This window comes from Ancylobacter pratisalsi (assembly GCF_010669125.1).
Lineage (GTDB): Bacteria > Pseudomonadota > Alphaproteobacteria > Rhizobiales > Xanthobacteraceae > Ancylobacter > Ancylobacter pratisalsi.
The window spans coordinates 247,327-272,551 of the sequence record NZ_CP048630.1; the positions used below are offsets into that span (position 1 = coordinate 247,327).

Here is a 25,225-nt window from a genome sequence, read left to right on the forward strand (position 1 = left end):
CGACCCGGCGAGGGACTCACGCAGGGGGGAGCGTAGCGCCCGCCTTTCCCGCGTCGTCGCGGCACGGCGGGCCCGCAAACTCAGTCGACGTCCTCGACATTCGTCGGGCCGCCGCCATAGGCGCGCTGGGCCAGCGCCGCTTCCATGAAGGGATCGAGATCGCCATCGAGCACTTCCTGCGGCGTGCCGGAGGAAACGCCGGTGCGCAGGTCCTTCACCAGCTGGTAGGGCTGGAGCACATAGGAGCGGATCTGATGGCCCCAGCCGATGTCGGTCTTGGCGGCCTGGTCGGCGGCCGCCTGAGCCTCGCGCTTCTTCAGCTCCATCTCGTAGAGCTTGGCGCGCAGCATTTCCCACGCCGTCGCCCGGTTCTTGTGCTGGGAACGGTCGCCCTGCGCCACCACGGCGATACCGGTCGGAATATGGGTGAAGCGCACCGCCGATTCGGTCTTGTTGACGTGCTGGCCGCCGGCACCGCCGGAACGCATGGTGTCGATGCGCAGGTCGCTTTCCTTGATGTCGACGACGATGCGGTCATCGATCACCGGGTAGACATCCACCGACGAGAACGAGGTCTGGCGCCGCGCATTCGAATCGAACGGCGAGATGCGCACCAGGCGATGCACGCCGCCCTCGGTCTTCAGCCAGCCATAGGCATTGTGGCCCTTCACCAGAATGGTGGCGGACTTGATGCCGGCGGTTTCACCCGCCGACTCTTCGATCAGCTCCACCTTGAAGCCGCGCCGTTCCGCCCACCGGGTGTACATGCGCAGCAGCATCAGAGCCCAGTCCTGGCTGTCGGTGCCGCCGGCACCGGCGTGGACTTCGAGATAGCTGTCGTTCGAATCGGCCTCGCCGGAAAGCAGGGCTTCGAGCTGGCGGCGGGCGACCTCGGCCTTGAGCCGATCGAGCGCGGCGGCCGCCTCGTCGACGATGCCGGAGTCGCCTTCCATCTCGCCCAGCTCGATCAGCTCGACATTGTCGTCAAGCTCGCGGGTGATGCGCTCAAGCGCGCCGAGTCCATCCTCCAGCGTGCCGCGCTCCTGCATCAGCTTCTGCGCGCGATCGGGATCGTTCCAGAGATTGGGATCCTCGGCGAGCGCGTTGAGCTCCGCCAGGCGGGCTTTGGAACGGTCGAAATCGATGTGCTGCCGGAGAAGACCGGCGGCTTCGCGGATTTCGTCGACGCTCGCGGCGAGCTCGGCGCGCATAAGGAACACTCTCACAAGGACATGGAAAGGCGGCGGAAAATAGAGACGTTAGGCGGGACTGTAAACGGGCGGCGCGACGGGCGAGCCATTCGGCGGTTTTCGGTACGCGAACACTGGCACCGCGCGTGAATACACTTAAGATCGCCTCCCCTTCCGTACACCCCTCGCAGGGAGAAATGACCCGTGCGTCTCATCGGCATGCTTGATTCGCCCTATGTCCGCCGCGTGGCGGTCTCGCTGACATTGCTCGACCTGCCCTTCACCCATGAGAGCCTGTCGGTCTTCCGGCACTACGACGCCTTCGCCGCGATCAATCCGGTGGTCAAGGCGCCGACGCTGGTGACCGATGACGGCCTCGTCCTCATGGATTCGACGTTGATCATCGCCCATGCCGAACGGATGGCCGTCCCCGGACGCAGCCTGGAGCCCGCCGCCATCGCGGACCATGCGCGCGGGCAGCGCGTCGTCGGCCTCGCCCTCGCGGCCTGCGAAAAGACGGTGCAGATCGTCTATGAGCACCAGCTCCGGCCGGAGGAAAAGCGTCACCAGCCCTGGCTCGACCGTGTCCACGGCCAGTTGATGGAGGCCTATCGCCTGCTTGAGGCCGAGATCGGCGACGGCTGGCTGGTGGGCGAGCGCCCGATGCAGGCGGACATCACCGCCTCGATCGCCTTCACCTTCACACGGAACATGCTTCCCGACATCGTGGCGGCCGAGGCCTTCCCGAAGCTGGCGGCGCTCACGGCACGCGCCGAAGCCCTGCCCGCCTTCAAGGCCTCGCCCTATGATGGCTGAGGAGCAGGCGGGGCGGGCTCAGTAGAGCCCGCCGGTCCCGCTATTGCCAAGCGCCCGGTCAGCCTCCGGCGAAACGCCGACCGGATTGCCCGCGGCGTCCGTCGCCCCGATCACCGAATAGCTGTCGGGCGGCGCGGTGCCCGGCTTGAACGCCTCCAGGATCGACTTGTCTCCAGATCCGGCGCGCAGGCCGCTCTTGGGATTGATGCGGATCAGCTTGATCCCCGGCGGCACGCGGAAAGGCACTGCGGGGCGATCGGCCAGCGCCGCCTGCAGGAAGTCCCGCACCACCGGCGCTGCGAGATGGCCGCCCGTTGAACCACGCCCCATCGGCTTGGGCGTATCGAAGCCCAGATAGACCGCGACGACGATGTCCGGCGTATAGCCCACGAACCAGGCGTCCTTCTCCTCGTTCGTGGTGCCGGTCTTGCCGGCGATCGGCTTGCCGAGCACCTTCAGCGCCGTACCGGTACCGCGCTGAACCACGCCCTCCAGCAGGGAGGTGACCTGATACGCGGTCATCGGGTCGAGCACCTGCTCGCGACGGTCGATCAGGGTCGGTTCGGGCTGGTGCTGCCAGCTCTGCGCGTCGCAGCCACGGCATTCACGCTCGTCGTGCCGGTAGATCGTCTTGCCGTAGCGGTCCTGGATGCGGTCGATCAGGGTGGGCTTTATCTTCTTTCCGCCATTGGCGAATTCCGAATAGCCACCCGCCATCCGCAGCACCGTGGTTTCGCCCGCGCCCAGCGACATGGAGAGCACCGGAAGCAGGTTGTCGACCACGCCGAAACGCTTGGCGTATTCGGCGATGGTCGGCATGCCGAGGTCATTGGCGAGGCGCACGGTCATCACGTTGCGCGACTGCTCGATGCCAAAGCGCAGGGTCTGCGGACCGTAGAACTTGCCGCTGTAGTTCTCCGGCCGCCACACCGGCTGGCCCGCCTGGTTCAGCTCGAACGGCGCGTCCATGATCACGCTCGAGGGCGTGTAGCCATTGTCCAGCGCGGCGGCATAGACGAAGGGCTTGAAGGACGAGCCGGGCTGGCGCATCGCCTGGGTGGCGCGGTTGAACTGGCTCTCGTCGAAGGAGAAGCCACCCGCCATTGCCAGCACGCGGCCGGTCCACGGGTCCATCGCCACCAGCGCGCCCTCGATCTTGGGCTGCTGGCGCAGGCGCCACTGGTCCGGCTTGTCGTCGATCGCTTCGACATAGACGACATCGCCGGGCTTCAGAACCGAATCGACACCGGCCTTCTTGCCGCTGATGGCCCATTTGGCGCCGTCCGCGGTAATCAGCCCAACGTCGCGCTGCTTGGCGATCGAGCCGGTACGATCGCGCTGCGGCTGGAGGCCGATACGCGCCGACTTGGCGTCGGATTCCAGCACCACGGCAAGGCGCCAAGGGATATCGGTGAAGGTGCGCACATCCGCCAGCCGCGCACCCCAGTCGCCTTCGGTGTCGATACGGGTGACCACGCCATGCCAGCCGCGCGCCTCGTCATAGCGCGTCAGGCCGTCGATCAGCGCCTTCTTGGCGATGAGCTGCAACTTGGGGTTCAGCGTGGTGCGGACGGAGAGGCCGCCGCCATACAGCTTGTCCTCGCCATAGCGCTCGTAGATCTCGCGGCGCACTTCTTCGGCGAAGTACTCGGCGGAGAAGATATGCGCGCCGGTCGGGCGCACGGTCACGGCGAGGTCGGTCGCCTTGGCGTCGTCGGCTTCCTTCTGCGTGATGTAGCCATTCTCGGCCATGCGATCGATCACCCAGTTGCGGCGTTCGATGGCGGCCTCGTGACGGCGGAAGGGATGATAGTTGTTCGGGCCCTTGGGCAGCGCGGCGAGGTAGGCCGCCTCCGCCACGGTCAGCTCGGAGACCGACTTGTCGAAATAGAGCAGCGAGGCGGCGGCCACACCATAGGAGCCGATGCCGAGATAGATCTCGTTCAGATACAGCTCGAGAATCTTGTCCTTGGAATAGGCGCGCTCCATGCGCAGGGCCAGCAGGGCTTCCTTGACCTTGCGGTCCAGCGAGACCTCGTTGGTCAGGAGGAAATTCTTCGCCACCTGCTGGGTAATGGTCGAGGCGCCCTGCGGGCGGCGGCCCGAGCCGTAGTTCTGCAGATAGGCGAACGCCGCACGGGCGATGCCGGTGACGTCGATGCCGCCATGGGAATAGAAATTCTTGTCTTCCGCCGAGATGAAGGCGTCGATCACCCGCTTGGGTATGTTCTGGATCGGCAGATAAAGGCGGCGCTCCTTGGCGTACTCAGCCAGAAGCGCGCCATCCGCGGCGTGAATGCGCGTCATCACCGGCGGCTCGTAATTCTGCAGCTGGGAATATTCCGGCAGGTCCTGAGAGAACTTCCAGACGAAATACCCGGCGACAGCGCCACCAATGACAAAGACGATGGTGCCAAGGGCGAACAGAAAACCCAGGAACCGAAGTAGCAGCCGCATCCGGCCTGGCCCTCTCAACTGCGACCGATCCCCGCCTTACGCAGAGATGGCCATTTGTCCGACGTCGCCCTGAGGCCCCGTGTGCGGGGCAACTATGGCCTAATAGCGGCCCCGGGCCGGCTTCCATTGCTGGAATCACCAACCGTTGTTCCCAAACTGGCGGGCATGGCGACCGGTAGCGGCTCCACGGGCTTCTGAGCCGCGAAATAGGCGTCGATCGCCACCAGCATGGCGTCGGTGACATTAGACTGCCAGGACGCCGATGTCATGAGTTCGAGGTCCTTAGCGCTGGAAAGATAGCCGAGTTCGAACAGCACCGACGGCACGTCCGGCGCCTTCAGCACCTTGAAGCCCGCCGATTTGAGCGGCGATTTGTGCATGCGCGCCGTCGATTCGACGGAGCCGGCGAGCGAGCGCGCGAACTGGGCCGAGAAATTGCGGGTCTCGCGCTGCGCCAGGTCGAACAGGATGCCGGCAACGTCCGCCGGCTCCTCGGAGAGATCGACGCCGGCGATCATGTCGGCCTTATTTTCCGAATCAGCCAGGCGCTGCGCTTCAGAGTCCGAGGCGCGGTCCGACAGCGTGTAGATGGTGGCCCCGCGCACATTGCCGTCATTCACCGAAAGCGAATCGGCGTGGAGCGAGATGAACAGTCGCGCACCACTCTCGCGGGCGAACCGCACCCGCTGCCCCAGCGGCACGTACGAATCGTCGTCCCGGGTCATCATCACCCGGTAATTCCCGGTGGCGGCGAGCTTGTTGCGCAGCTGGATCGCGATGGCGAGGACCAGCTCCTTCTCGGAGACGCCGAAAGCCGCATTCACCGCACCCGGATCAATACCGCCATGGCCGGGGTCGATCACCACCACTGGCCGGTTGTCGCCGACGATGGCGACTGACGGCTCGGGCATGGGCGGCTGCTCGATCCGGCGCACGGGGGCGGCAACCGTCTTGAGAAAGGAGCGGCGGTCGGTCTTGACCAGATCGATCACCAGGCGCGCGGGCTGGCCGTCCACCGGCTCCAGCACGAACGCCTTGTCGATCTTCACCGGCGCGGAAACGTCCATGACGATCCGCGCCTTGCCGGGGGCGAAAAGGCCGAAGCGGTAGGCGGTGACGAGCCCCCTGCCCTCCTGCCCCGCGCTTGTGGGCAGGGTGAAGATCACGTCGGGCACATCCACCACCACGCGATAGGGATCGGCGAGGGTGAAGGCGCCGAGCGGCACCGAATGCGAGAGATCCACCACCAGCCGCGTGCGCTCGCCGTCTCCGGCGAGGCGCGCATCGGTGGCGACGGCCGGCTCGCTGTCCCCCGACCCGGCCTGGGCGTGCGCGCACATCGACGCGAAGGCAGCCGCCGTCGCGAGCGTGATCGCCATCATGGCCTTACGCCAATTCATGTCGGGGCCCGGCCTCCAAGATCCACGCGTGCACCACCTCGTCCCTGCGCTATTCTCTAACGAAATATAAACGCGCGGTTAACCGATCGTTGAGCTTGCCCAAACATCCCGGCGACCGCGTGGCCCCGTGGCAACGGCGGCAGCGTGGCGACATGATGACGGCGACACGATGGAATGCAGTCGATCCTTGCCAAATCGGCACGCATGCCGCTATTAAGGGCATGCATATGGTTCGCATATCCGGGTCGCTCGCTTGACTTCCGGCATTCGCGGTCCGGCGGCGATGGGCGAACCAGCAATGGGAGCCCGCATCCGGTCATGACAGGGCCCATTAGTGGGCTCGTGACCGTCGTGAGAGCGGGCTGAGGTCCGCCACGCCGAAGGTCAGCGCACCGCCGATCTCGCCACCGGGCTTTCGGACGCGGCAGCATTCACGTCCGGCGCCGGACGCGCCCGCGCACTTCGCCTCCATATGCCGCGAGTCGGATCGTGCGCGATCGCGGCTTACCCTGTTCGGTCGAGGAATGGACGGCACTCAGCGATGACGCGTCAGCCGGCAAGTGCGGAAGAGGGATGGGGCGTTTCGCTCCGTCGCTCCCGTGACCGCCGCCGGGCCACGTCGCCGGCTCTCCGTCTGCCCAGCGCAATTGCGGCGCTGCGCCCAACTCGCCGTTTTTCCGACCCGTTATCGGTCACCGCTTACAGGCACGGTTCACGCCGTCGGGCGTCGCAAGCGACGTCGACGCCACCGCTGCCGGATATGAGAGTTCAATGGCCAACAAGATGCTTATCGACGCCACCCACCCGGAAGAGACACGGGTGGTCGTGGTGCGCGGCAGTCGAGTCGAGGAATTCGACTTCGAGGCTGCCAACCGCAAGCCGCTGCGCGGCAATATCTATCTCGCGAAAGTAACGCGGGTCGAGCCGTCGCTTCAGGCCGCCTTCGTCGAATATGGCGGCAACCGGCACGGCTTCCTCGCCTTCAGCGAGATCCATCCCGATTACTACCAGATCCCGGTCGCCGACCGGCAGGCGCTGCTCGACGAGGAAGAGCGTCACCAGCGCAAGGAAGCCGAGGACGAGAACGAGGACAAGCCCAAGCGCTCCTCGCGTCGGCGCAGCTCCGCGAAGAACGCGGCGGCGGACGAAGCGGTTTCCGCTGACGCGGCCGACGCCGAAGAGGTCGAGGAGAAGCCCAGGCGCTCGCGCCGCCGCGCGGCCTCCAGTGATGACGAGCCGGGCGGCGAGATCGAGGAAATCGCCAGCGAGGACGATGTCGTCGAGCAGGTCGGCTCGGACGACGCCATGGAAGAAGTGCCCGAGCGCCAGGCGACGCGCACCCGTGCCCGTTCCTACAAGATCCAGGAAGTGATCAAGCGCCGGCAGATCATGCTGGTGCAGGTGGTCAAGGAAGAGCGCGGCAACAAGGGCGCGGCGCTCACCACCTATCTGTCGCTTGCCGGCCGCTATTCGGTGCTGATGCCCAATACCGCCCGCGGTGGCGGCATTTCGCGCAAGATCACCTCCGCCGATGATCGCAAGCGCCTGAAGGAAGTCGCCTCCGACCTCGAAGTGCCGGAGGGCATGGGCGTCATCCTGCGCACCGCCGGCGCCAACCGCACCAAGGCCGAGATCAAGCGCGACTTCGAATACCTGCTGCGCCTGTGGGAGAATGTGCGCGAGCTCACCCTGGGTTCGACCGCGCCCTCACTGGTCTATGAGGAAGGCTCGCTGATCAAGCGCTCGATCCGCGACCTCTACAACAAGGACATCGACGAGGTTCTCGTCGCCGGCGACGAAGGCTACCGCGAGGCCAAGGACTTCATGCGCATGCTCATGCCGAGCCATGCGAAGAACGTGAAGCCCTACAAGGAACTTCAGCCCGTGTTCACCCGCTTCGGCGTGGAGAGCCAGCTGGACGCGATGTTCCTGCCGCAGGTCCAGCTCAAGTCCGGCGGCTATCTCGTCATCAACCCGACCGAGGCGCTGGTCTCGATCGACGTGAACTCGGGGCGCTCGACACGCGAGCACAACATCGAGGACACGGCGCTCAAGACCAACCTCGAAGCCGCCGAGGAAGTCGCCCGCCAGCTGCGCCTGCGCGATCTCGCCGGGCTCGTCGTGATCGACTTCATCGACATGGACGAGAAGCGCAACAGCCGGGCGGTCGAGCGCAAGCTCAAGGATTGCCTGAAGAACGACCGCGCGCGCATCCAGCTCGGCCGCATCTCGCATTTCGGCCTGATGGAGATGAGCCGCCAGCGCATCCGCACCGGCGTGCTGGAAAGCTCCACCGAGGTGTGTCCGCACTGCGGCGGCACCGGCCACGTGCGCTCCTCCCCCTCCGTCGCACTGCAGATGCTTCGCGCCTGCGAGGACCTGCTGCAGCGCTCGAACACCCATAACCTCGTCGTGCGCACCCGCACCGAGAACGCGCTCTACGTGCTCAACCACAAGCGCGGCCATCTCCATGAGCTGGAAGAGCGCTTCGGGGTCATCATCACCATCAGCGCCGATCCGACGCTGACCGGGCTTACCCCCTTCGCCATCGACAAGGGCGAAGCGGTGCTGAATCCGATCCCGCTGCCGCGCCCGCCTGAAGTGATTGCCGAGCCGGAAGACGAGGTCGTCATCGCGGAAGATATCGACGACGAGGTCGAGGAGGCCACTGAGGCCGCTCCCGCGCACTCCGAGCCGCGTGCGGACACCGCCGAGGCCGGCGACGGCAATAATCGCCGTCGGCGCCGTCGGCGCCGTCGGCGGCGCGGTGGCAGCGAGAACGGTGCCCGGGCCGACGAGAACGGCGGTTCGGACAACGACACGGCTGGCATCGAGTTCGAGGACGATCGCGAAGACGGCGGCAAGGACGACAACGCCGGCGAGCTGGCCAGCGACGCGTCGAGCCCCGCCGGATCGACGGACGCCGAAGCCCCTGTTGACGAAGCCCCCGTTGCCGAGGCTCCGGTCGTCGGCGAGGCTGCCGAACAGGCGGTCGCGCTGGCCGAGGCCGCAGTGAGCGAATCGTCCGAGACGACGGACGAGCCGGCCGCCGAGAAGGCCCGCCCACGGCGTGGCCGTCGCGGTGGTCGCCGTACGCGGGGCGAGAAGACCGAGGGCGATGCGCCCGAGGTTTCGGTGGACGCCTCCCCCGAAGCGCCTGTCGCCGACGCCGAGCCGGTGGCCGCGGTTGCGGCGCCGGAGCCGGAAGCCCCGGCCGAGGCTCCCGCCGAGGAGGCCAAGCCGAAGCCGCGCCGCCGTCGCTCGACGGTCCGCGAACGGGCTCCCGTGGTTGCGGCCGAGCCGACGGAAGACGGCACGCCGGACGCCATGGCCTCCGAGATGCGGTCGGAGACCGTGTCGCAGGAGCCGGCGCCGGCTGAGGCCGCCCCGGTCGAGACCGCTCCCGAAAGTGAGCCGGCCCCGGCTGACGCCGCCGCTCCCGCCGCGCCGGAGCCGGACCGTCCGCGCCGCACCGGCTGGTGGCAGCGCAAGCTGTTCGGCGAGTAAGGCTCCCCTCAAGCCTGCAAACAAAAGCCCCGCGAGCGAACGCTCGCGGGGCTTTTTTGATTCCGATCGATGGCTCGGGCCGGACGGTACCGGGCGCCCCGCCTCACCCTCGGGCGAGGAACGCGCCGATGCGCGCCACCGCCTCGCGCATCTCTTCGAGTGCGCCGGCATAGGACAGCCGCAGATAGTGGTGGCCGCGATGGGGATCGAAATCCACCCCCGGGGTCGTCGCCACATGCGCCTCGTCGAGCAGCCGCCGCGCGAAGGCGGCCGAATCGTCCGTGAAGCGCGAAATGTCGGCGTAGAGGTAGAACGCTCCGTCCACCGGCAGGAATTCCGGCAGCCCCGCGCGCGGCAACGCCTGGGTGAGGATCAGCCGGTTCTCTTCATAGCCATGCTTCACCGCCTCCATCTGCGCCGCGCCATCGAACGCCGCCTCGGCTGCGATCTGCGAGAGCGTGGGAACGGAAATGGTCAGGTTCTGCTGCAGGCGCTCGGCCGCGCGCACCAGCGGGGCGGGCATCACCATCCAGCCCACCCGCCAGCCGGTCATGCAGAAATATTTCGAGAACGAGTTGATAATGGTGGCGTTGGCGCTCAGCGCGGCAGCGGTGGTGGCCGGGAAGGCGTAGTCCAGCCCGTGATAGATCTCGTCGGAAATGAAGCGGATGCCCAGCGCCTCGGCGGTGGCGACCAGTTCGGCAAGCGCCTCGGGGCGCATCATGGTGCCGGTCGGATTGGCCGGGCTCGCCACCAGCACACCCTTCAGCGGTGCCTGCCGGTGGGCGTCGGCGAGCGCTTCGGGCGTGATCACCCAGCGCGAGGCGGCATCGGTTTCGATCAGCACCGGCTCGCAGCCCAGCGCGGTCAGGATGTGCCGGTAGGGCGGATAGCCGGGATTGGCGATCGCCACCCGGTCGCCCGGCTCGAACATGGCGAGGAAGGCCAGAATGAACCCGGCCGACGAGCCGGTCGTCACCACCACGCGCGCCGGATCGAGGTCCACGCCGTAGCTGTCGCCATAGTGACGGGCGATTCGGGCCCGGAGCGAGGGCAGCCCCAGCGCGGTGGTGTAGCCGATGCGGCCATGGTCGAGCGCGCGGCGCGCGGCCTCGCGGGCGCTGTCGGGTGCGGGCGCGGCGGGCTGGCCGACTTCCATGTGGATGACGTGCCCACCCTCGGCCTCGATCCGTGCAGCCCGCTCCATCACATCCATCACGATGAAGGACGCGATCTCGCTGCGCCGCGACGCCTGAGCCAGAATCGCGGTGCCGCTCCGGAAAGACGCATGAGATACAGTCATTCGGCTCGATCCCGCCTGCTATGCCGTATCCACGCCGCAATCACCGGGTGGTCTCGGCCACTTCAAATGAAGATGATGAGCGGAAGACTTGACCCTGCGTCGATGACAGCGTCAGGTCCCCGCATATTCAGCTAAGACGATGGATGATGCGTCCGTTACGCCTTGACAACCCCTCGCTTCGGCCAAGGCCCTCACGCCCCGGCCCGATGCGGCCTCTCCCGGCCGGCGCGCTCGCGCGCGGCACCCGGGCGGTCGGCCGTGCGGCCTATGGCCTCGCGCTCCTCGCCAGCGGCATGCTGGCGGCCGGCCCCGCCCACGCGCAATCGCGCAACCCCACCATCATCCGCGATGCCGAGATCGAGTCGCTGATGCGCGACTACACGCGCCCGATCTTCAAGGCGGCGGGCCTCAGCCAGCAGAACATCCAGGTCGTCCTCATCGGCGACAATGCGTTCAATGCGTTCGTCGCCGATGGAAAGCGCATCTTCATCAACACTGGTGCGCTCAAGCAGTCCAAGACCCCGAACGAGGTGATCGGCGTGCTGGCGCACGAAACCGGCCACATCGCCGGCGGCCATCTCGCGCGCATGCGCCAGCAGCTTGAAACCGCGCAGACCGCGGCCATCGTCGCCATGCTGCTCGCCGCGGGCGGCGTGGCGGCCGGCGCGGCGACGGGGACCAATATGGGCGGCGCGGCGGCCGGGGCGATGATGATGCCGCAGGACATGATGCGCCGGACCCTGCTCGCCTATCAGCGCGGCGAGGAAATGGCGGCCGACCGTTCCGCCATCACCTATCTGAACGCGACCAAGCAATCGGCCGCCGGAATGCTGACGACGTTCGAGCGCTTCCAGAACGAGCAGATGTTCATCAGCCAGCGCATCGATCCCTATGTGCTGAGCCATCCCATGGCCAGCGAGCGCATCGCGCTGCTGACCGACCTTGCGCATAAGAGCCCCTATTTCAACGCCAAGGACCCAGCGGCGCTTCAGGCCCGGCACGACATGATGCGGGCCAAGCTCGTCGGCTACACCCAGACGCCGGATTCGGTGAACCGCGTCTATCCGCCGTCCGACAACTCGCTGCCCGCGCGCTATGCCCGCGCCATCTCCGCCTACCGGTTTGGCAGCATTCCCGGCGCGGTCCGGCAGATCGACGCCCTCATCGCCACCGAACCGGGCAATCCCTATTTCCACGAGATCAAGGGTCAGGCCCTGCTGGAAGCGGGCCGCGCGCGCGAGGCGGTGCCCCCGCTGCGTCAGGCCGTGCGGCTGTCGAAAGGCAATCCCCTGATCCGCATGCTGCTCGGTCAGGCGCTGGTCGCCACCGACGACAAGTCGGTCATGGACGAGGCCGTGCGCGAGCTGACCTTCAGCCTGCAGCGTGAACCCGATTCGCCCGCCGGCTGGCGCTATCTCGCCATGGCCTACGGCGACAAGGGCGACATTCCCAACGCGGATCTCGCCTCGGCCCAGTCCGCTTTCGTGGGCGGCGACTTCAAGCTTGCCCGCGAACTGGCGAGCCGCGCGCGCACCGGGTTCAAGCTTGGCTCGCCGGGCTGGCTCAAGGCTGACGACATCGTGAATTTCAAGCCCCCCGTGGACAGCCGGCAGAAACGCCGCCCCTGACCGATGACCATCGAGCTAGGCTCTTTCCGGAGATGAACATGCCGACCCCCACTTTTCTCCGCCGCGCCGGGCGCAGTGCGATCGCCGCCTGCCTCCTCCTCGGCGTCGGCCTGGCTCCGGCTGCCGCGCTCGACGACACGCAGCGCAAGGAGTTCGAAGGCGTTATCCGCGAGTACCTCCTGAAGAACCCGGAGGTGATCCAGGAAGCGATCATGGAGCTGCAGAAGCGCCAGGCCGCCGCGGAAGCCAACCAGCGCAACGAGGCGCTCACCGCGATGAAGCCGCTGGTGTTCGATTCTCCGCGCGGCACCGTGGTCGGCAATCCCGATGGCGACGTCACCCTGGTCGAGTTCTTCGACTATAATTGCGGCTACTGCAAAAGGGCGCTGGCCGACCTCGTAAAGCTCACCCAGGACGACCCCAAGCTCAAGGTCGTGCTGAAGGAATTCCCGGTGCTTGGACCGGGTTCGGTCGAAGCCGCCCAGGTGGCGGTCGCGGTGCGACTGACCGCGCCGGACAAGTATTTCGCCTTCCACCAGAAGCTCCTCGGCGAGCGCGGTCAGGCCAACCGGGAAAAGGCGCTCGCGGCGGCCAAGGAGGTCGGCATCGACAAGGCGGCGCTGGAGAAGGCGATGTCCGATCCGGAAGTCAACGCCACGCTCCAGGAGAGCCTGAAGATCGCCGACGCGCTCGGCATCGACGGCACGCCGAGCTATGTCACGGGCGACGCGGTCATCGTGGGTGCGGTCGGCCATGACCAGCTCAAGAGCGCGATCGACTCGGTGCGGGCCTGCGGAAAGACCCAGTGCTGAGCCCGTTTCGCGGGAACGGCATCGGCGCCTGAACGCTCCCCTCCAGGTTCCCGCGACCTTGCGTCTTGGGATTAACTATGGGGACGGACGGCGCGGGGCTTGGCGCGGGCCTGGGCATTGCCTATAAACCCGCAGCCTCCGGCAAAAGCTGGACGGCGGCTTATTCCTAGAGGCGCGATGCCTGACACCGTGCATGTTCTCAACGGACCGAACCTGAACCTGCTCGGCACGCGCGAGCCGGACGTGTACGGCCGTGCGACCTTGTCCGATGTCGAGGAGACCTGCCGCCGGGCCTGTGAGCGACATGGCCTCGGCCTTGTGTTCAGGCAGACCAACCACGAGGGCGAACTCGTCAGCCTCCTTCAGGAAGCCCAGGGTTCGCTCGGCGTTGTACTCAATGCCGCCGCCTATACGCACACCTCAGTTGCCGTTGCCGACGCGATCAAGGCCGTCGGCCTCAATGTCGTCGAAGTGCATCTGTCCAACGTCTTCGCGCGCGAAGCCTTCCGCCATCATTCCTATGTGTCGCCGGTTGCCCTCGGGGTGATCTGCGGGCTGGGCATTGAAGGCTACCGGCTCGCCATCGACGCGCTCGCCGCGCGTCGTGTCAGCTGAGGAGGGACGGGCAGGCGACCGTCACGGGATCATGATGAAAACCAACAAGCCGAACATCGACCCCGCGCTGGTGCGCGAGATCGCGAACCTGCTGTCCGAAAGCGACCTCACCGAGATCGAGGTCCAGCACGAGGACCTGCGCATCCGTGTGGTCCGCGCCGCGCCGGTGTATGCCGCGGCGGCCGCGCCCGCGCCCGTCGCGGTGGCTGCGCCGGCCCCGGCGGCCGCGCCGGTGGGAATCGCTCCCGCGCCGGTCGACGATATTGCCAAGCATCCCGGCGTCGTGCCCTCCCCCATGGTCGGCACCGCCTATCTCGGCCCGGAACCCGGTGCGAAGTACTTCGTCGGCGTCGGCTCGGTGGTCAAGGAAGGCCAGACCCTTCTGATCGTCGAGGCGATGAAGACGATGAACGCCATTCCCGCGCCCCGCGCGGGCACGGTCACCCGCATCCTCGTGGAAAACGCGCAGCCGGTCGAATATGGCGAGCCGCTCCTGATCATCGAATGAGGAACGCCTGATGTTCGGCAAGATCCTCATTGCCAATCGCGGCGAGATCGCGCTGCGGGTGCTTCGCGCCTGCAAGGAACTTGGCATCGCAACCGTCGCCGTTCATTCGACGGCCGATGCCGACGCGATGCATGTGAAGCTCGCGGATGAGAGCGTGTGCATCGGCCCACCGGCCGCGCGCGACAGCTATCTCAACATCCCCGCCCTGCTCGCGGCCTGCGAGATCACCGGGGCCGAGGCGGTGCATCCGGGCTACGGCTTCCTGTCGGAGAACGCCCGCTTCGCCGAAATCCTGATCGACCATGGCGTGACGTTCATCGGGCCCAAGCCCGAGCATATCCGCATCATGGGCGACAAGATCGAGGCGAAGAAGACCGCCAAGAAGCTCGGCATCCCCTGTGTGCCCGGCTCGGAGGGCGGCGTCTCCACCGACGAGGAGGCGGCAAGCGTCGCCCGGGACATCGGCTTCCCCGTGCTTATCAAGGCTGCCGCCGGCGGTGGCGGGCGCGGCATGAAAGTCGCCCGTTCGCCGGAGGAACTGTCGTCCGCGCTGTCCACCGCGCGTTCGGAGGCCCGTGCCAATTTCGGCGACGATGCGGTGTATATCGAGCGCTATCTCGGCACGCCGCGTCATATCGAAATTCAGGTTTTCGGAGACGGCAAGGGCAACGCGGTGCATCTGGGCGAGCGTGACTGCTCGTTGCAGCGCCGTCACCAGAAGGTTCTGGAAGAGGCCCCCTCACCGGTCATCACGCCCGAGCAGCGCGCGCAGATCGGCGAGACCGTCGCCAAGGCCATGCGCGACATGAAGTATCTCGGCGCCGGGACCATCGAGTTCCTGTACGAGAACGGCGAGTTCTTCTTCATCGAAATGAACACCCGTATTCAGGTCGAGCATCCGGTGACGGAGGCGATCACCGGCTTTGACCTGATCCGTGAGCAGATCCGCGTCGCCGCGGGCGAAGCACTCAGCTTCACCCAGGACGATGTGGTGCTGAAGGGCCATGCGATCGAGTGCCGGGTGAACGCGGAAAACGCGCGCACCTTCCGTCCCTCGCCGGGCAAGCTGAACTACTGGCACGTGCCGGGCGGCTTTGGCGTACGCGTCGATTCGGCGGTCTATCAGGGCTATTCGATCCCGCCCTTCTACGACAGCATGATCGGCAAGCTCATCATTCATGGCCGCGATCGCAACGAATGCCTGGCCCGCCTCCGCCGCGCGCTGGACGAGTTCGTGGTCGAAGGCATCGAGACCACGCTGCCACTGTTCCGCGAACTGGTCATGAACGACGACATCAAGCGTGGCGCCTACGATATCCATTGGCTGGAACAGTTCCTCGCCGACGGTGAGCCCGGCAGCTGAGGCAGCCACGGCCGGCGCGTGCCGCCGGCCCCTCGCTCTTCCTCCGGAAAACACGGCCGAGTCTGCGCCCGGAGCGGCGGGATACCAGCGCCAGAGCCCTGCCACGCAGGGCGCATCCCTCCTTCACAGCGGCGGCCATCTCGGTCATTCTGAGGGGATGTCACACCCGCGCGAGCACCAGGTCGAAATCACGCCCGAAGTCCTGCTGAAGGCTTATGCCTGCGGGATTTTTCCGATGGCCGAGAGCGCGAACGATCCGGGCCTGTACTGGATCGAACCGGAGCGGCGCGGGGTGATTCCGCTCGCCGACTTCATCATCACCGAGCGGCTGGCCCGCACGGTGCGCTCGGACCGTTTCGAGATTCGCATCGATCATGATTTCGAAGCGGTGATCGATGGCTGCGCGGCGCCGGCCGAGGGGCGCGGTTCCACCTGGATCAACCGGCGCATCCGCAAGCTCTATTGCGATCTTCACGCGCGCGGCTACTGCCATTCCGTCGAGGCGTGGGAAAATGGCGCGCTGGTGGGCGGGCTCTACGGCGTGCGGCTGGGGCGCGCCTTCTTTGGCGAGAGCATGTTTCATCGCTCGCGGGACGCCTCGAAGGTGGCGCTGGTGCATCTGGTGGCGCGGCTGAAGCGCGGCGGCTTCACCCTGCTCGACACCCAGTTCGTAACCGACCATCTGCGCCGCTTCGGCGCCATCGAGGTTTCGCGCCTGCACTACACACGCCTGCTGACGCAGGCGCTGGAAGGCGAAGCGGATTTCTACTGCTGGGGACCCGGCGAGGCGATCACCGGCGCGGTCTGCTTGCAGTCGGTCAGCCAGACATCATAGATCGGGTGCTCGACACCGTGCAGGCCGGGGCTGGAAGCAAACATCCAGCCGCCGAACAGCGGCTGCACCTTGCCGTCGAGCGTGATCTCCTGAATGTCCACGAAGCCCGTGGTGTTCTGCTTCTCGGTCGAGGGCCGCGTGTAGCAGGCATGCGGCGTGATGCGCAACGAGCCGAACTGCACCGTCTCGTTGACCGCGACGTCGAAGCTGATGATGCGGCCGGTGATCTTGTCGAGGCCGGAGAACACAGCGGTCTTGTTCTCGATCTTCTCCTCGGGCGGCTGAACCACCTCGATGTCGCCGCCCGGCCCATAGGTGGCCTGGCCGGGAACGTCCGGCTGCTCGGGCGCGGGGATGCGGGGCGCCTCTCCACCGACCGGCGGCTCCATGATCGAGGGCACGCCCGGGCCGCCGGGAGGCGAATCGGGATTGTCCACCGGGCCCGCAGGCAGTCCCGGCGGGGGCGCCAGCGGCTGCGCCTCGACACCGCCCTGCCAGCTCTGCTGTGCGGCGAGCGGGCCGGAAAGGGCGAGAAGCGCCACGGCGGCGCAAAGGAAAGAACGCATCGGACCGGCCAGGATGGAGGAAACGCGCGGTGCGCGAGAGTGGCGCAACGCGCCGCCGGCCACAGCATGCCCGGCAATGCGGCGATGTCGCGGCGCACGCGCAAGAACGCCGGTACCAACGGCACTCGCCGCCCGGAGCGGACGTCCTGCTTCCGAAGGCGGAAGAATCACTCGGGGTTCCAGGCCTTGTAGTCGCCCGTCACCGCCGGACGATGCCCGAAGCCCATGGTGGAGCCCGGCGGACGATAGGCTTCGGCCGTGCCGGTGGGGTTGGGCCGGTGCGCCTTCTGCCACTCGCGCGGGACATAGGTCTCCTCGCTCGGCGGCACGTCGGAACGCTGATGCATCCAGGCATGCCAGCCCGGCGGTATGGCCGTCGCCTCGGCATAGCCGTTGAAGATCACCCAGCGGCGCTGGAAGCCGAGCGTCGGGTCGATCTTGCCGCCCTTGGTGCGATAGTAGCGATTGCCGAACTCGTCATCGCCGACGAACTCGCCGTGGCGCCACGTATGGAAACGGGTGCCCATGGTCTGGCCGTTCCACCAGGTGAAGGTCTCGATGAAAAAGTCGGAAAGCTTCACGGAATTCGTCCTGCGCCAGCTAGAGCTCGGGCGGAACATGCCACCCGAGCCGCCCGGTGTCCAGCCAAGTGGACGCTGTTGCCGCGCTTAACCACGGCGGGTGAACTCGCTGGCATAATAGACCAGCGCCAGCGCCACGATCCCGATGCCGGCAAGGGTCACGAAGGTCCAGCCGCCGGAGGCGTAGAGCGGGCTTGCCACCGCCGAGCCCAGCACCCCGCCGAAGAAGAAGGTGGCGATATAGAGCGCGTTCAGGCGCGAGCGGATTTCCGGCGCCAGCATGAAAATCGCGCGCTGGCCGAGGACCAGATTGGCGGTCGCCGCCACATCGAGGAGAATCGCGCCGATCGCCAGCACCACGACCGAGGACTGGGCGAGGCCAACCTCGGTAACGAGAAAGCCGATAATCGCCAGTGCCAGCGCCCCACCCGTCGCGGGGCGGGAATAGCCGCGATCGGCGATCCACCCCGCGACCGGCGAGATGAACACGCTCGCCGCACCGGCCAGCGCGAAGAACGCCACGCCTTTCTGGCTGAATCCGAACGCCGGCCCGGTCAGCAACAGCGGCACGGCGGTCCAGAACAGGGTGAAGACGCCGAACATGGCGGCCTGGTAGGCGGCGCGGCGCTGCAGCAGCTTCTGGTCGCGCAGCAGGGCCCAGAGCGAGCCGACCAGCGCGCCGTAGCTGCCCCCGCCCCCCGTCGCGCCCTCGCCTCCACCGGAAGGCCAGCGCCGCGGCAGCGCGAACCTGAGCCCCACCGCCAGCACCAGCGCCATCACCGCCGCCAGCGCGAACACCGCGCGCCAGCCGAACCAGTAGGCGAGCATGCTGGACACCGGGCGGGCGAGGAGGATACCGGTCATCAGCCCGCTCACCACGCTGCCAACCTTGCGCCCGCGCTCCTCCGGCCGGGAAAGATGGGCCGCAAAGGGCACGGCGACCTGCGCCACCACCGACCCCACACCGAAGGTCAGCGCGGCGAAGAGGAACAGCGCCGGCGTGTGTGCGAAAGCGGCAAGGGCGAGCCCCGCCGCGGCGCAGATGAGGATGAAGCCGATCAGGCGGCGGTTCTCGACGATATCGCCGAGAGGCACCAGCAGCAGGAGGCCGAGTATATAGCCGACCTGCCCGATGGTGACGACGAGGCTGGCCAGCGTCTCGTCGAGATGGATGTCGTCGGAAATCAACGCCACCAGTGGTTGCGCGTAGTATAAGTTAGCTGCGCCGAGGCCGGCGGCGAGCGCCAGCAGAAAAAAGGTCATGGCGCCGGCCGGAGGGGCGGCGTTGGAGTCGGGGGTCATGGGCAGGCCGGAATGAGAGATGTGTTGGCCGTCATTTGAGGGCGGACGACAGCGCTGTCCAGATCCCCTTGGGGAAGTCGCGGCAATGCGCCGCCAATCGCCCGCCGCCGGCCCCACGCGGACGCGAGAATGTCATGGGAAAGCGATAAGGTTGCCCGCTTGCGGCCTGTCCCCGCTTTCCCCACTTTTCTCGGTATCGCGCATGCTGCCCGTTCGGGACGTATCGAGGCTGGACTCCGTTCACGAATCCGCGCTCGATAAGGGCTCAGGGGTGAAAGATCGCCGCCCGGGTCCTATATACCAGATGTAGACGGTTCATTTACCGGCGCACCATATCTTGACGCCCTAGGGTGACTCGTACAGTTTGACTTCGCTCTCGGTCGCGTGGCGTTTCGTGTCGGTCCGAGGAGCTATCACCCGAGTCAGAGTGCACTCCCGGCGGGAACGCCGGAGGGCGTTTGCGTGCGGTGTCTACAATTCGGGAAACGATAGGCGCGCAAAAGCGGTTGTTTCCTTCTTAAGGCGGGGATGGGTTCGGGCAGAGAACCGGGCCTTTTCGAACAAGGCGCGTCCGGACAGGACAGCGCCGTGAGCGAGATTGGGGACGAAGACCATGCGCATCGAGCGCCGCTACACCAAAGCCGGCCGGTCACCCTATGCGGACATCGCGTTCCGCAAGGCGACGAGCGAAATTCGCAATCCTGACGGGTCGGTGGTGTTCCGCCTCGAGGGCATCGACGTGCCCGAGCATTTCTCCCAGGTCGCCACCGACATCCTGGCGCAGAAGTATTTCCGCAAGGCCGGCGTCCCCGCCCGTCTGAAGAAGATCGAGGAGGAGACCGTCCCCTCCTTCCTGTGGCGCGGCGCGCCGGACGACAAGGCGCTCGGCGCCCTGCCCGAGAAGGAGCGCTTCATCGGCGAGAGCCAGGCGACGCAGGTCTTCGACCGTCTCGCCGGCACCTGGACCTACTGGGGCTGGAAGGGTGGATACTTCGACGGCGAGGAGGACGCGCAGGCTTTCTTCGACGAGCACCGCTACATGCTCGCCATGCAGATGGCCGCGCCGAACTCGCCGCAGTGGTTCAACACCGGCCTGCACTGGGCCTATGGCATTGACGGCCCCGGTCAGGGCCACTTCTATATCGACTACATCACCGGCAAGCTGACCCGCTCCAAGTCGTCCTACGAGCATCCCCAGCCGCATGCCTGCTTCATCCAGTCCGTCGGCGACGACCTGGTGAACGAAGGCGGCATCATGGACCTGTGGGTGCGTGAGGCCCGCCTGTTCAAGTACGGCTCGGGCACCGGCTCCAACTTCTCCGCGCTGCGCGGCGAGGGCGAGAAGCTCTCCGGTGGCGGCCGCTCGTCCGGCCTCATGAGCTTCCTCAAGATCGGCGATCGCGCCGCCGGCGCCATCAAGTCGGGCGGCACCACGCGCCGCGCCGCCAAGATGGTGGTGGTCGATGTCGACCATCCCGACATCGAGACCTATGTCGACTGGAAGGTGAAGGAAGAGCAGAAGGTCGCGGCTCTCGTCACCGGCTCGAAGATCGTCGCCCGCCACATGAAGGCGGTGATGAAGGCCTGCGTAAACTGCGACGGCGAAGGCGAGGACTGCTACCAGCCGGAGAAGAACCCCGCGCTGAAGCGCGAGATCCGCGCCGCCAAGAAGGCGCTGGTGCCGGAGAACTACATCCTCCGCGTCATCCAGTTCGCGCGCCAGGGCTACACCGACATCGATTTCCCGATCTACGACACCGACTGGGATTCGGAAGCCTACCTCACGGTCTCGGGCCAGAATTCCAACAATTCGGTGCGCGTCGACGACGCCTTCCTCAACGCCGTGGAAGCCGACAGCGACTGGAACCTCGTCGGCCGCACCACCGGCAAGGTGACCAAGACCCTCAAGGCCAAGGAGCTTTGGGAGAAGATCGGCCACGCCGCCTGGGCCTGCGCCGATCCCGGCATCCAGTTCCACACCACGGTCAACGACTGGCACACCTGCCCCACCGCGGGTCCGATCCGGGCGTCGAACCCGTGCTCGGAATACATGTTCCTCGACGACACCGCGTGCAACCTCGCCTCGCTGAACCTGCTTCAGTTCCGCAACGCCGACGGCACGTTCGACGTCAAGAGCTACGAGCATGCCTGCCGGCTGTGGACCGTCGTGCTCGAAATCTCGATCCTGATGGCGCAGTTCCCCTCGAAGGAGATCGCCAAGCTCTCCTACGAGTACCGCACGCTGGGTCTGGGCTACGCCAATATTGGCGGCCTGCTGATGACCTCGGGCATTCCCTATGATTCCGAGCCCGGCCGCGCCTATTGCGGGGCGCTGACCGCGATCATGACCGGCGTGTCCTATGCCACCTCCGCGGAGATGGCCAAGGAGCTCGGCCCCTTCCCCGAGTACAAGCCGAACGCGTCGCACATGCTGCGCGTCATCCGTAACCACCGCCGCGCCGCCTATGGCGAGAAGGGTGGCTATGAGGGGCTGAACACCAACCCGGTGCCGCTCGACCACGCCAGCGTGCCCGAGCCGCTGCTCATCGACCACGCCAAGGCGGCCTGGGACCGGGCGCTGGCGCTCGGCGAGGAGCATGGCTACCGCAACGCCCAGACCACGCTGCTCGCGCCCACCGGCACGATCGGCCTGGTCATGGACTGCGACACCACCGGCATCGAGCCCGACTTCGCGCTGGTGAAGTTCAAGAAGCTGGCCGGCGGCGGCTACTTCAAGATCATCAACCGCGCCGTGCCGGAGGCGCTGCGCACGCTCGGCTACAGCGAGAGCCAGCTCGCCGAGATCGAAGCCTATGCGGTCGGCCACGGCTCCATCAGCCAGGCCCCGGCGATCAACCATTCGACGCTGCGCACCAAGGGCTTCGACGACGCGATGCTCGCGAAGATCGACGGCAGCGTGAAGGCGGCGTTCGACATCAAGTTCGTCTTCAACCGCTGGACGCTCGGCGACGAGGCGCTGGCCAAGCTCGGCGTGCCGGCCGACAAGCTGGTCGATCCCGCCTTCGACCTGCTCACCTTCCTCGGCTTCGCCCGGAAGGACATCGAGGCCGCGAACATCCATGTCTGCGGCGCGATGACACTTGAGGGCGCGCCCTATCTCAAGGTCGAACACTACCCGGTGTTCGACTGCGCCAATCCCTGCGGGCGCATCGGCAAGCGCTACCTCTCGGTCACCAGCCACATTCTGATGATGGCGGCGGCGCAGCCCTTCCTGTCGGGCGCGATCTCCAAGACCATCAACATGCCGAACGACGCGACGGTCGAGGACTGCAAGGAGGCCTATCTGCTCTCCTGGCGCCTCGCGCTGAAGGCCAACGCGCTCTACCGCGATGGCTCCAAGCTGTCCCAGCCGCTCAACTCCCAGCTCCTCGCGGACGAGGACGAGGAGGAGGACGCCATCGAGGCGCTGCTGGACAAGCCGGCCGCGGCCCGCACCACGCAGGTGACGGAGAAGATCGTCGAGAAGATCGTCGAGCGCATCGTCGCCGTGCACGACCGCGAGAAGATGCCCGACCGCCGCAAGGGCTACACCCAGAAGGCGGTGGTCGGCGGCCACAAGGTCTATCTGCGCACCGGCGAATATGATGACGGCCGCCTCGGCGAGATCTTCATCGACATGCACAAGGAAGGCGCGGCGCTGCGCTCCTTCATCAACAACTTCGCCATCTCGGTGTCGCTGGGCCTGCAATACGGCGTGCCGCTGGAAGAATATGTCGACGCCTTCACCTTCACCCGCTTCGAACCTGCGGGCCCGGTGCAGGGCAACGAGGTCATCAAATACGCGACCTCGATCCTCGACTACATCTTCCGCGAGCTCGCCGTGTCCTATCTCGGCCGCAACGATCTCGGCCATGTCGATGCCGGCGAATCCAACTTCGATGCGCTCGGCAAGGGCGTGGACGAAGGCAAGGCCACTCCCGGCGCCGCTGTCTCCGCCGCGCGTATGGTCTCCAAGGGTCTGACGCGCGGAAAGTCGGTGGGTCTCATGGTTGTGCCCGCCGGCACCACCCCTGCCCCCTCGGCCTCGAACGTCACCGCGCTGCGCGGTGCTGTGCAGGGCGCGACCGCTCTCAAGGCCGCACCCGAGATCGAGGAAGAGGACGTCGCCGACACCAGCGCCCTCCCCTGGGCCGCCCCTGCCCCGGCGGCCGGGCCCACCAAGGCTGAGGCCCGCGCCATCGCCCGCGCCAAGGGCTATGAGGGCGAAGCCTGCCCGGAGTGTCAGAACTTCACCATGGTGCGCAACGGCACCTGCCTGAAGTGCGAGACCTGCGGCTCGACGACCGGCTGCAGCTGAGCCGGCTCAAGACATGACAGAGCGGCCGGGCATGTCCCGGCCGTTTTGCTTTGGAGAGAGTTGCCATCCACCCGACGAGACGTTCGGATATACGGCTCGCGGCCACGCGCCCGGCTGTCGCAAGCCGATGCCGGACCTCTGACGACGGGTGCCATTGGGACGGTATTGCCTTCGAGCACGGCCTGGATCCGTCGAAAGCGACCACCGCAACGGCTCGATCTACTCGATGAGGGGGCCGATCCCGGCTCTCCCGCCGGCATCTGGTCTGGCCCCTCTGTCCGGCGGCGCGCTGAAGGAATACAGGTTCGACGGGCCACGCATCGCTCGCTCGGCGCCCTTCAGGGGCGGGGGCGGAGCTGACGCCGGCGCGGCTCGACACCCGATCGGCTTGAAGCCAAAGTCCGCGTGATCCAGACGTCCGCCTGAGACAACCAAACCCGACATCCTCGTGAAGCCCCATGCCCCTCATCCCCACGCTGACCACCCCGCGCCTGATCCTCCGCAGCTACACCCTCGCCGATTTCGATGCCTATGCCGCGATGTGGAGCGAGCCCGGCGTGGTGCGGTTCATCGGTGGGGCACCGCTGTCGCGCGAGGTGGCGTGGGCGCGGTTCCTGCGGCAGTTCGGGTTGTGGCACCATCTCGGCTTCGGCGGCTTCGTCGTCGAGGACCGTGCCAGCGGCGTCCTCATCGGTGAGGTCGGGTTCCACGATCTGCGCCGGGCGATCGTCCCCTCGCTCGAAGGCACGATGGAGACCGGCTGGGTGCTGGTGGGCGCGGCGCAGGGAAAAGGTCTCGCGGAGGAAGCGGTGCGCGTCGCGCTTGGCTGGGCGGATACGCACCACGCCGGTACGCGCATCACCTGCATGATCCAGTCCGAGCACGCCGCCTCGCTGCATGTCGCCGGCAAGCTGGGCTTCGTCCCCTTCGCCGACACCCTCTACAACGGCAATGAGGTCACGCTGCTGGAACGCCCGCGTCCATCGGGCGCCGGCTGAACCGGCGCTCCAGACAGGAAAAAGCCGCCGGCCCCAGGGGGACCGGCGGCTTTCCTATTGCTGATGTCCGCAGCACCGAAGAAAGTCCGACCGACGGCGCTCCGGTCAGAAGGTATCAGCCCACGCGCAGGTTGACCGCGGAGGTCTTGCCCGAACGCTGGTCGGTCTGCAGCTCGAAGGAAACCTTCTCGCCATCGCGCAGACCCTGAAGGCCGGAGCGCTGCACTGCACTGATATGGACGAACACGTCCTTGCCCGCGCCATCGGGCTGGATGAAGCCGTAGCCCTTCTGGTCGTTGAACCACTTCACGGTGCCGGTCTCGGTAGACATAAGCGTAGTCTCGCGTATCGAGGTTGCATATTCACGGGAGCGCACTCCCGCTGCTGGGTCGAATTTGGAAGAAAAGCTGAACGTGCACCCCGCGTGAGCAAGGTGAAGCGGCCCAGAGTCCAGCCAAAGTCTAGCCGGGAGACTAGCGCGAATAGCCGCCTTTGCAAGAGGCGCCAAAGGTATAAACCGGCGCCTCCCAGCACAAATCCGCCATTCCCCAGAAGGGAAATGGACATTGCACTCGCTCTAAACAGACCAGGACCGGCAACCGGCAGTCGAAGCGCCGCTCAGAGCGGGCGCAGATCAACCGCCGAGGTCTTGCCGGAGCGCTGGTCGGTCTGCAGCTCGAAGGAAACCTTCTCGCCGTCGCGCAGGCCCTGAAGACCCGAGCGCTGAACCGCGCTGATGTGGACGAACACGTCCTTGCCGCCACTATCGGGCTGGATGAAGCCGTAGCCCTTCTGCTCGTTGAACCACTTGACGGTACCGGTATCAGCCATGTCAGAACCTTGAGGACCAGATGTAACAGTCGGGCAGGCTCATGCCCCCCGCCGATCTTGGCCGAGTGCAGCAAAAAGAGCTGTCCGCCCAGTGGACGTCAGCCATTCAGCCACATTCGGGTCACTCAGAGATTGGTCAGAATTGTGTCTTTTACGCGGCGGATTTCGCCACAATCCGAACAAACAGCGAGGAAT

Annotated in this window: 19 protein-coding genes; 10 read left to right on the forward strand and 9 right to left on the reverse strand. The window is 66.5% G+C overall.

What is annotated here, in order from left to right; translation table 11 throughout:
* Positions 1-80 precede the first annotated feature (80 nt).
* The gene (prfB, locus tag G3A50_RS01240) at positions 81-1,211 is read right to left on the reverse strand and encodes a peptide chain release factor 2 (protein ID WP_163073414.1); all 1,131 of its coding nucleotides are present in this window, start codon (positions 1,209-1,211) and stop codon (positions 81-83) included.
* 183 nt (positions 1,212-1,394) lie between these two features.
* Here prfB and G3A50_RS01245 point away from each other — a divergent pair, with 183 nt between their 5' ends.
* Positions 1,395-2,006 (forward strand): glutathione S-transferase, encoded by a 612-nt coding sequence (locus G3A50_RS01245; protein ID WP_163073415.1) that lies wholly within the window; start codon positions 1,395-1,397, stop codon positions 2,004-2,006.
* 18 nt (positions 2,007-2,024) lie between these two features.
* On the opposite strand, the gene G3A50_RS01250 is transcribed toward G3A50_RS01245, so the two are convergent.
* Both G3A50_RS01250 and G3A50_RS01255 read right to left on the reverse strand, forming a co-directional pair.
* Positions 2,025-4,463: a penicillin-binding protein 1A gene (locus G3A50_RS01250; protein ID WP_163073416.1), complete on the reverse strand. Its 2,439-nt coding sequence runs from the start codon at positions 4,461-4,463 to the stop codon at positions 2,025-2,027.
* A 92-nt stretch (positions 4,464-4,555) separates the two neighbouring features.
* Positions 4,556-5,863, reverse strand: a complete 1,308-nt coding sequence (locus G3A50_RS01255) for an N-acetylmuramoyl-L-alanine amidase (protein ID WP_163073417.1) — start codon at positions 5,861-5,863, stop codon at positions 4,556-4,558.
* A 771-nt stretch (positions 5,864-6,634) separates the two neighbouring features.
* On the opposite strand from G3A50_RS01255, the gene G3A50_RS01260 reads away from it, so the two are divergent.
* Positions 6,635-9,370 (forward strand): Rne/Rng family ribonuclease, encoded by a 2,736-nt coding sequence (locus tag G3A50_RS01260; protein ID WP_163073418.1) that lies wholly within the window; start codon positions 6,635-6,637, stop codon positions 9,368-9,370.
* Between the two features lie 103 nt (positions 9,371-9,473).
* On the opposite strand, the gene G3A50_RS01265 is transcribed toward G3A50_RS01260, so the two are convergent.
* Positions 9,474-10,673 (reverse strand): pyridoxal phosphate-dependent aminotransferase, encoded by a 1,200-nt coding sequence (locus G3A50_RS01265; RefSeq protein ID WP_210255196.1) that lies wholly within the window; start codon positions 10,671-10,673, stop codon positions 9,474-9,476.
* A 206-nt stretch (positions 10,674-10,879) separates the two neighbouring features.
* Between G3A50_RS01265 and G3A50_RS01270 the strand changes: the two genes are divergently transcribed.
* The 6 genes from G3A50_RS01270 (at position 10,880) to aat (ending at position 16,434) form a co-directional block, all read left to right on the forward strand.
* Complete coding sequence (locus tag G3A50_RS01270; RefSeq protein WP_425483433.1) at positions 10,880-12,301, forward strand: M48 family metalloprotease; 1,422 nt, start codon at positions 10,880-10,882, stop codon at positions 12,299-12,301.
* Between the two features lie 38 nt (positions 12,302-12,339).
* Positions 12,340-13,113: a DsbA family protein gene (locus tag G3A50_RS01275; RefSeq protein WP_163073420.1), complete on the forward strand. Its 774-nt coding sequence runs from the start codon at positions 12,340-12,342 to the stop codon at positions 13,111-13,113.
* Positions 13,114-13,290: 177 nt separating this feature from the next.
* Positions 13,291-13,728, forward strand: coding sequence for a type II 3-dehydroquinate dehydratase (gene aroQ / locus G3A50_RS01280; protein ID WP_163073421.1), 438 nt, complete (start codon positions 13,291-13,293; stop codon positions 13,726-13,728).
* 31 nt (positions 13,729-13,759) lie between these two features.
* Positions 13,760-14,236, forward strand: coding sequence for an acetyl-CoA carboxylase biotin carboxyl carrier protein (accB, locus tag G3A50_RS01285; RefSeq protein ID WP_163073422.1), 477 nt, complete (start codon positions 13,760-13,762; stop codon positions 14,234-14,236).
* A gap of 10 nt (positions 14,237-14,246) precedes the next feature.
* Positions 14,247-15,599: an acetyl-CoA carboxylase biotin carboxylase subunit gene (accC, locus tag G3A50_RS01290; RefSeq protein WP_163073423.1), complete on the forward strand. Its 1,353-nt coding sequence runs from the start codon at positions 14,247-14,249 to the stop codon at positions 15,597-15,599.
* 157 nt (positions 15,600-15,756) lie between these two features.
* Entirely contained in the window at positions 15,757-16,434 is a 678-nt protein-coding gene (gene aat, locus G3A50_RS01295) for a leucyl/phenylalanyl-tRNA--protein transferase (protein WP_163073424.1), read from the forward strand.
* Here the strand turns inward: aat and G3A50_RS22895 are convergent.
* From G3A50_RS22895 to G3A50_RS01310, 3 genes are all read right to left on the reverse strand, one after another.
* Positions 16,365-17,000: a DUF2155 domain-containing protein gene (locus tag G3A50_RS22895; protein WP_163073425.1), complete on the reverse strand. Its 636-nt coding sequence runs from the start codon at positions 16,998-17,000 to the stop codon at positions 16,365-16,367. The genes aat and G3A50_RS22895 overlap by 70 nt on opposite strands.
* Before the next feature lie 167 nt (positions 17,001-17,167).
* Positions 17,168-17,581, reverse strand: a complete 414-nt coding sequence (locus tag G3A50_RS01305) for an NADH:ubiquinone oxidoreductase subunit NDUFA12 (protein WP_281355831.1) — start codon at positions 17,579-17,581, stop codon at positions 17,168-17,170.
* 87 nt (positions 17,582-17,668) lie between these two features.
* Positions 17,669-18,844 (reverse strand): MFS transporter, encoded by a 1,176-nt coding sequence (locus G3A50_RS01310; RefSeq protein ID WP_246252011.1) that lies wholly within the window; start codon positions 18,842-18,844, stop codon positions 17,669-17,671.
* A gap of 652 nt (positions 18,845-19,496) precedes the next feature.
* Here G3A50_RS01310 and G3A50_RS01315 point away from each other — a divergent pair.
* Together G3A50_RS01315 and G3A50_RS01320 are read left to right on the forward strand one after the other, a co-directional pair.
* Positions 19,497-23,201 (forward strand): vitamin B12-dependent ribonucleotide reductase, encoded by a 3,705-nt coding sequence (locus tag G3A50_RS01315; RefSeq protein WP_163073428.1) that lies wholly within the window; start codon positions 19,497-19,499, stop codon positions 23,199-23,201.
* A gap of 458 nt (positions 23,202-23,659) precedes the next feature.
* Entirely contained in the window at positions 23,660-24,199 is a 540-nt protein-coding gene (locus G3A50_RS01320; RefSeq protein ID WP_163073429.1) for a GNAT family N-acetyltransferase, read from the forward strand.
* Between the two features lie 115 nt (positions 24,200-24,314).
* Here the strand turns inward: G3A50_RS01320 and G3A50_RS01325 are convergent, their stop codons facing one another.
* Both G3A50_RS01325 and G3A50_RS01330 read right to left on the reverse strand, forming a co-directional pair.
* Entirely contained in the window at positions 24,315-24,530 is a 216-nt protein-coding gene (locus G3A50_RS01325) for a cold-shock protein (RefSeq protein WP_163073430.1), read from the reverse strand.
* Between the two features lie 287 nt (positions 24,531-24,817).
* On the reverse strand, positions 24,818-25,030 hold the full coding sequence (locus G3A50_RS01330) for a cold-shock protein (protein ID WP_163073431.1): 213 nt from the start codon (positions 25,028-25,030) through the stop codon (positions 24,818-24,820).
* Between the last annotated feature and the right edge of the window lie 195 nt (positions 25,031-25,225).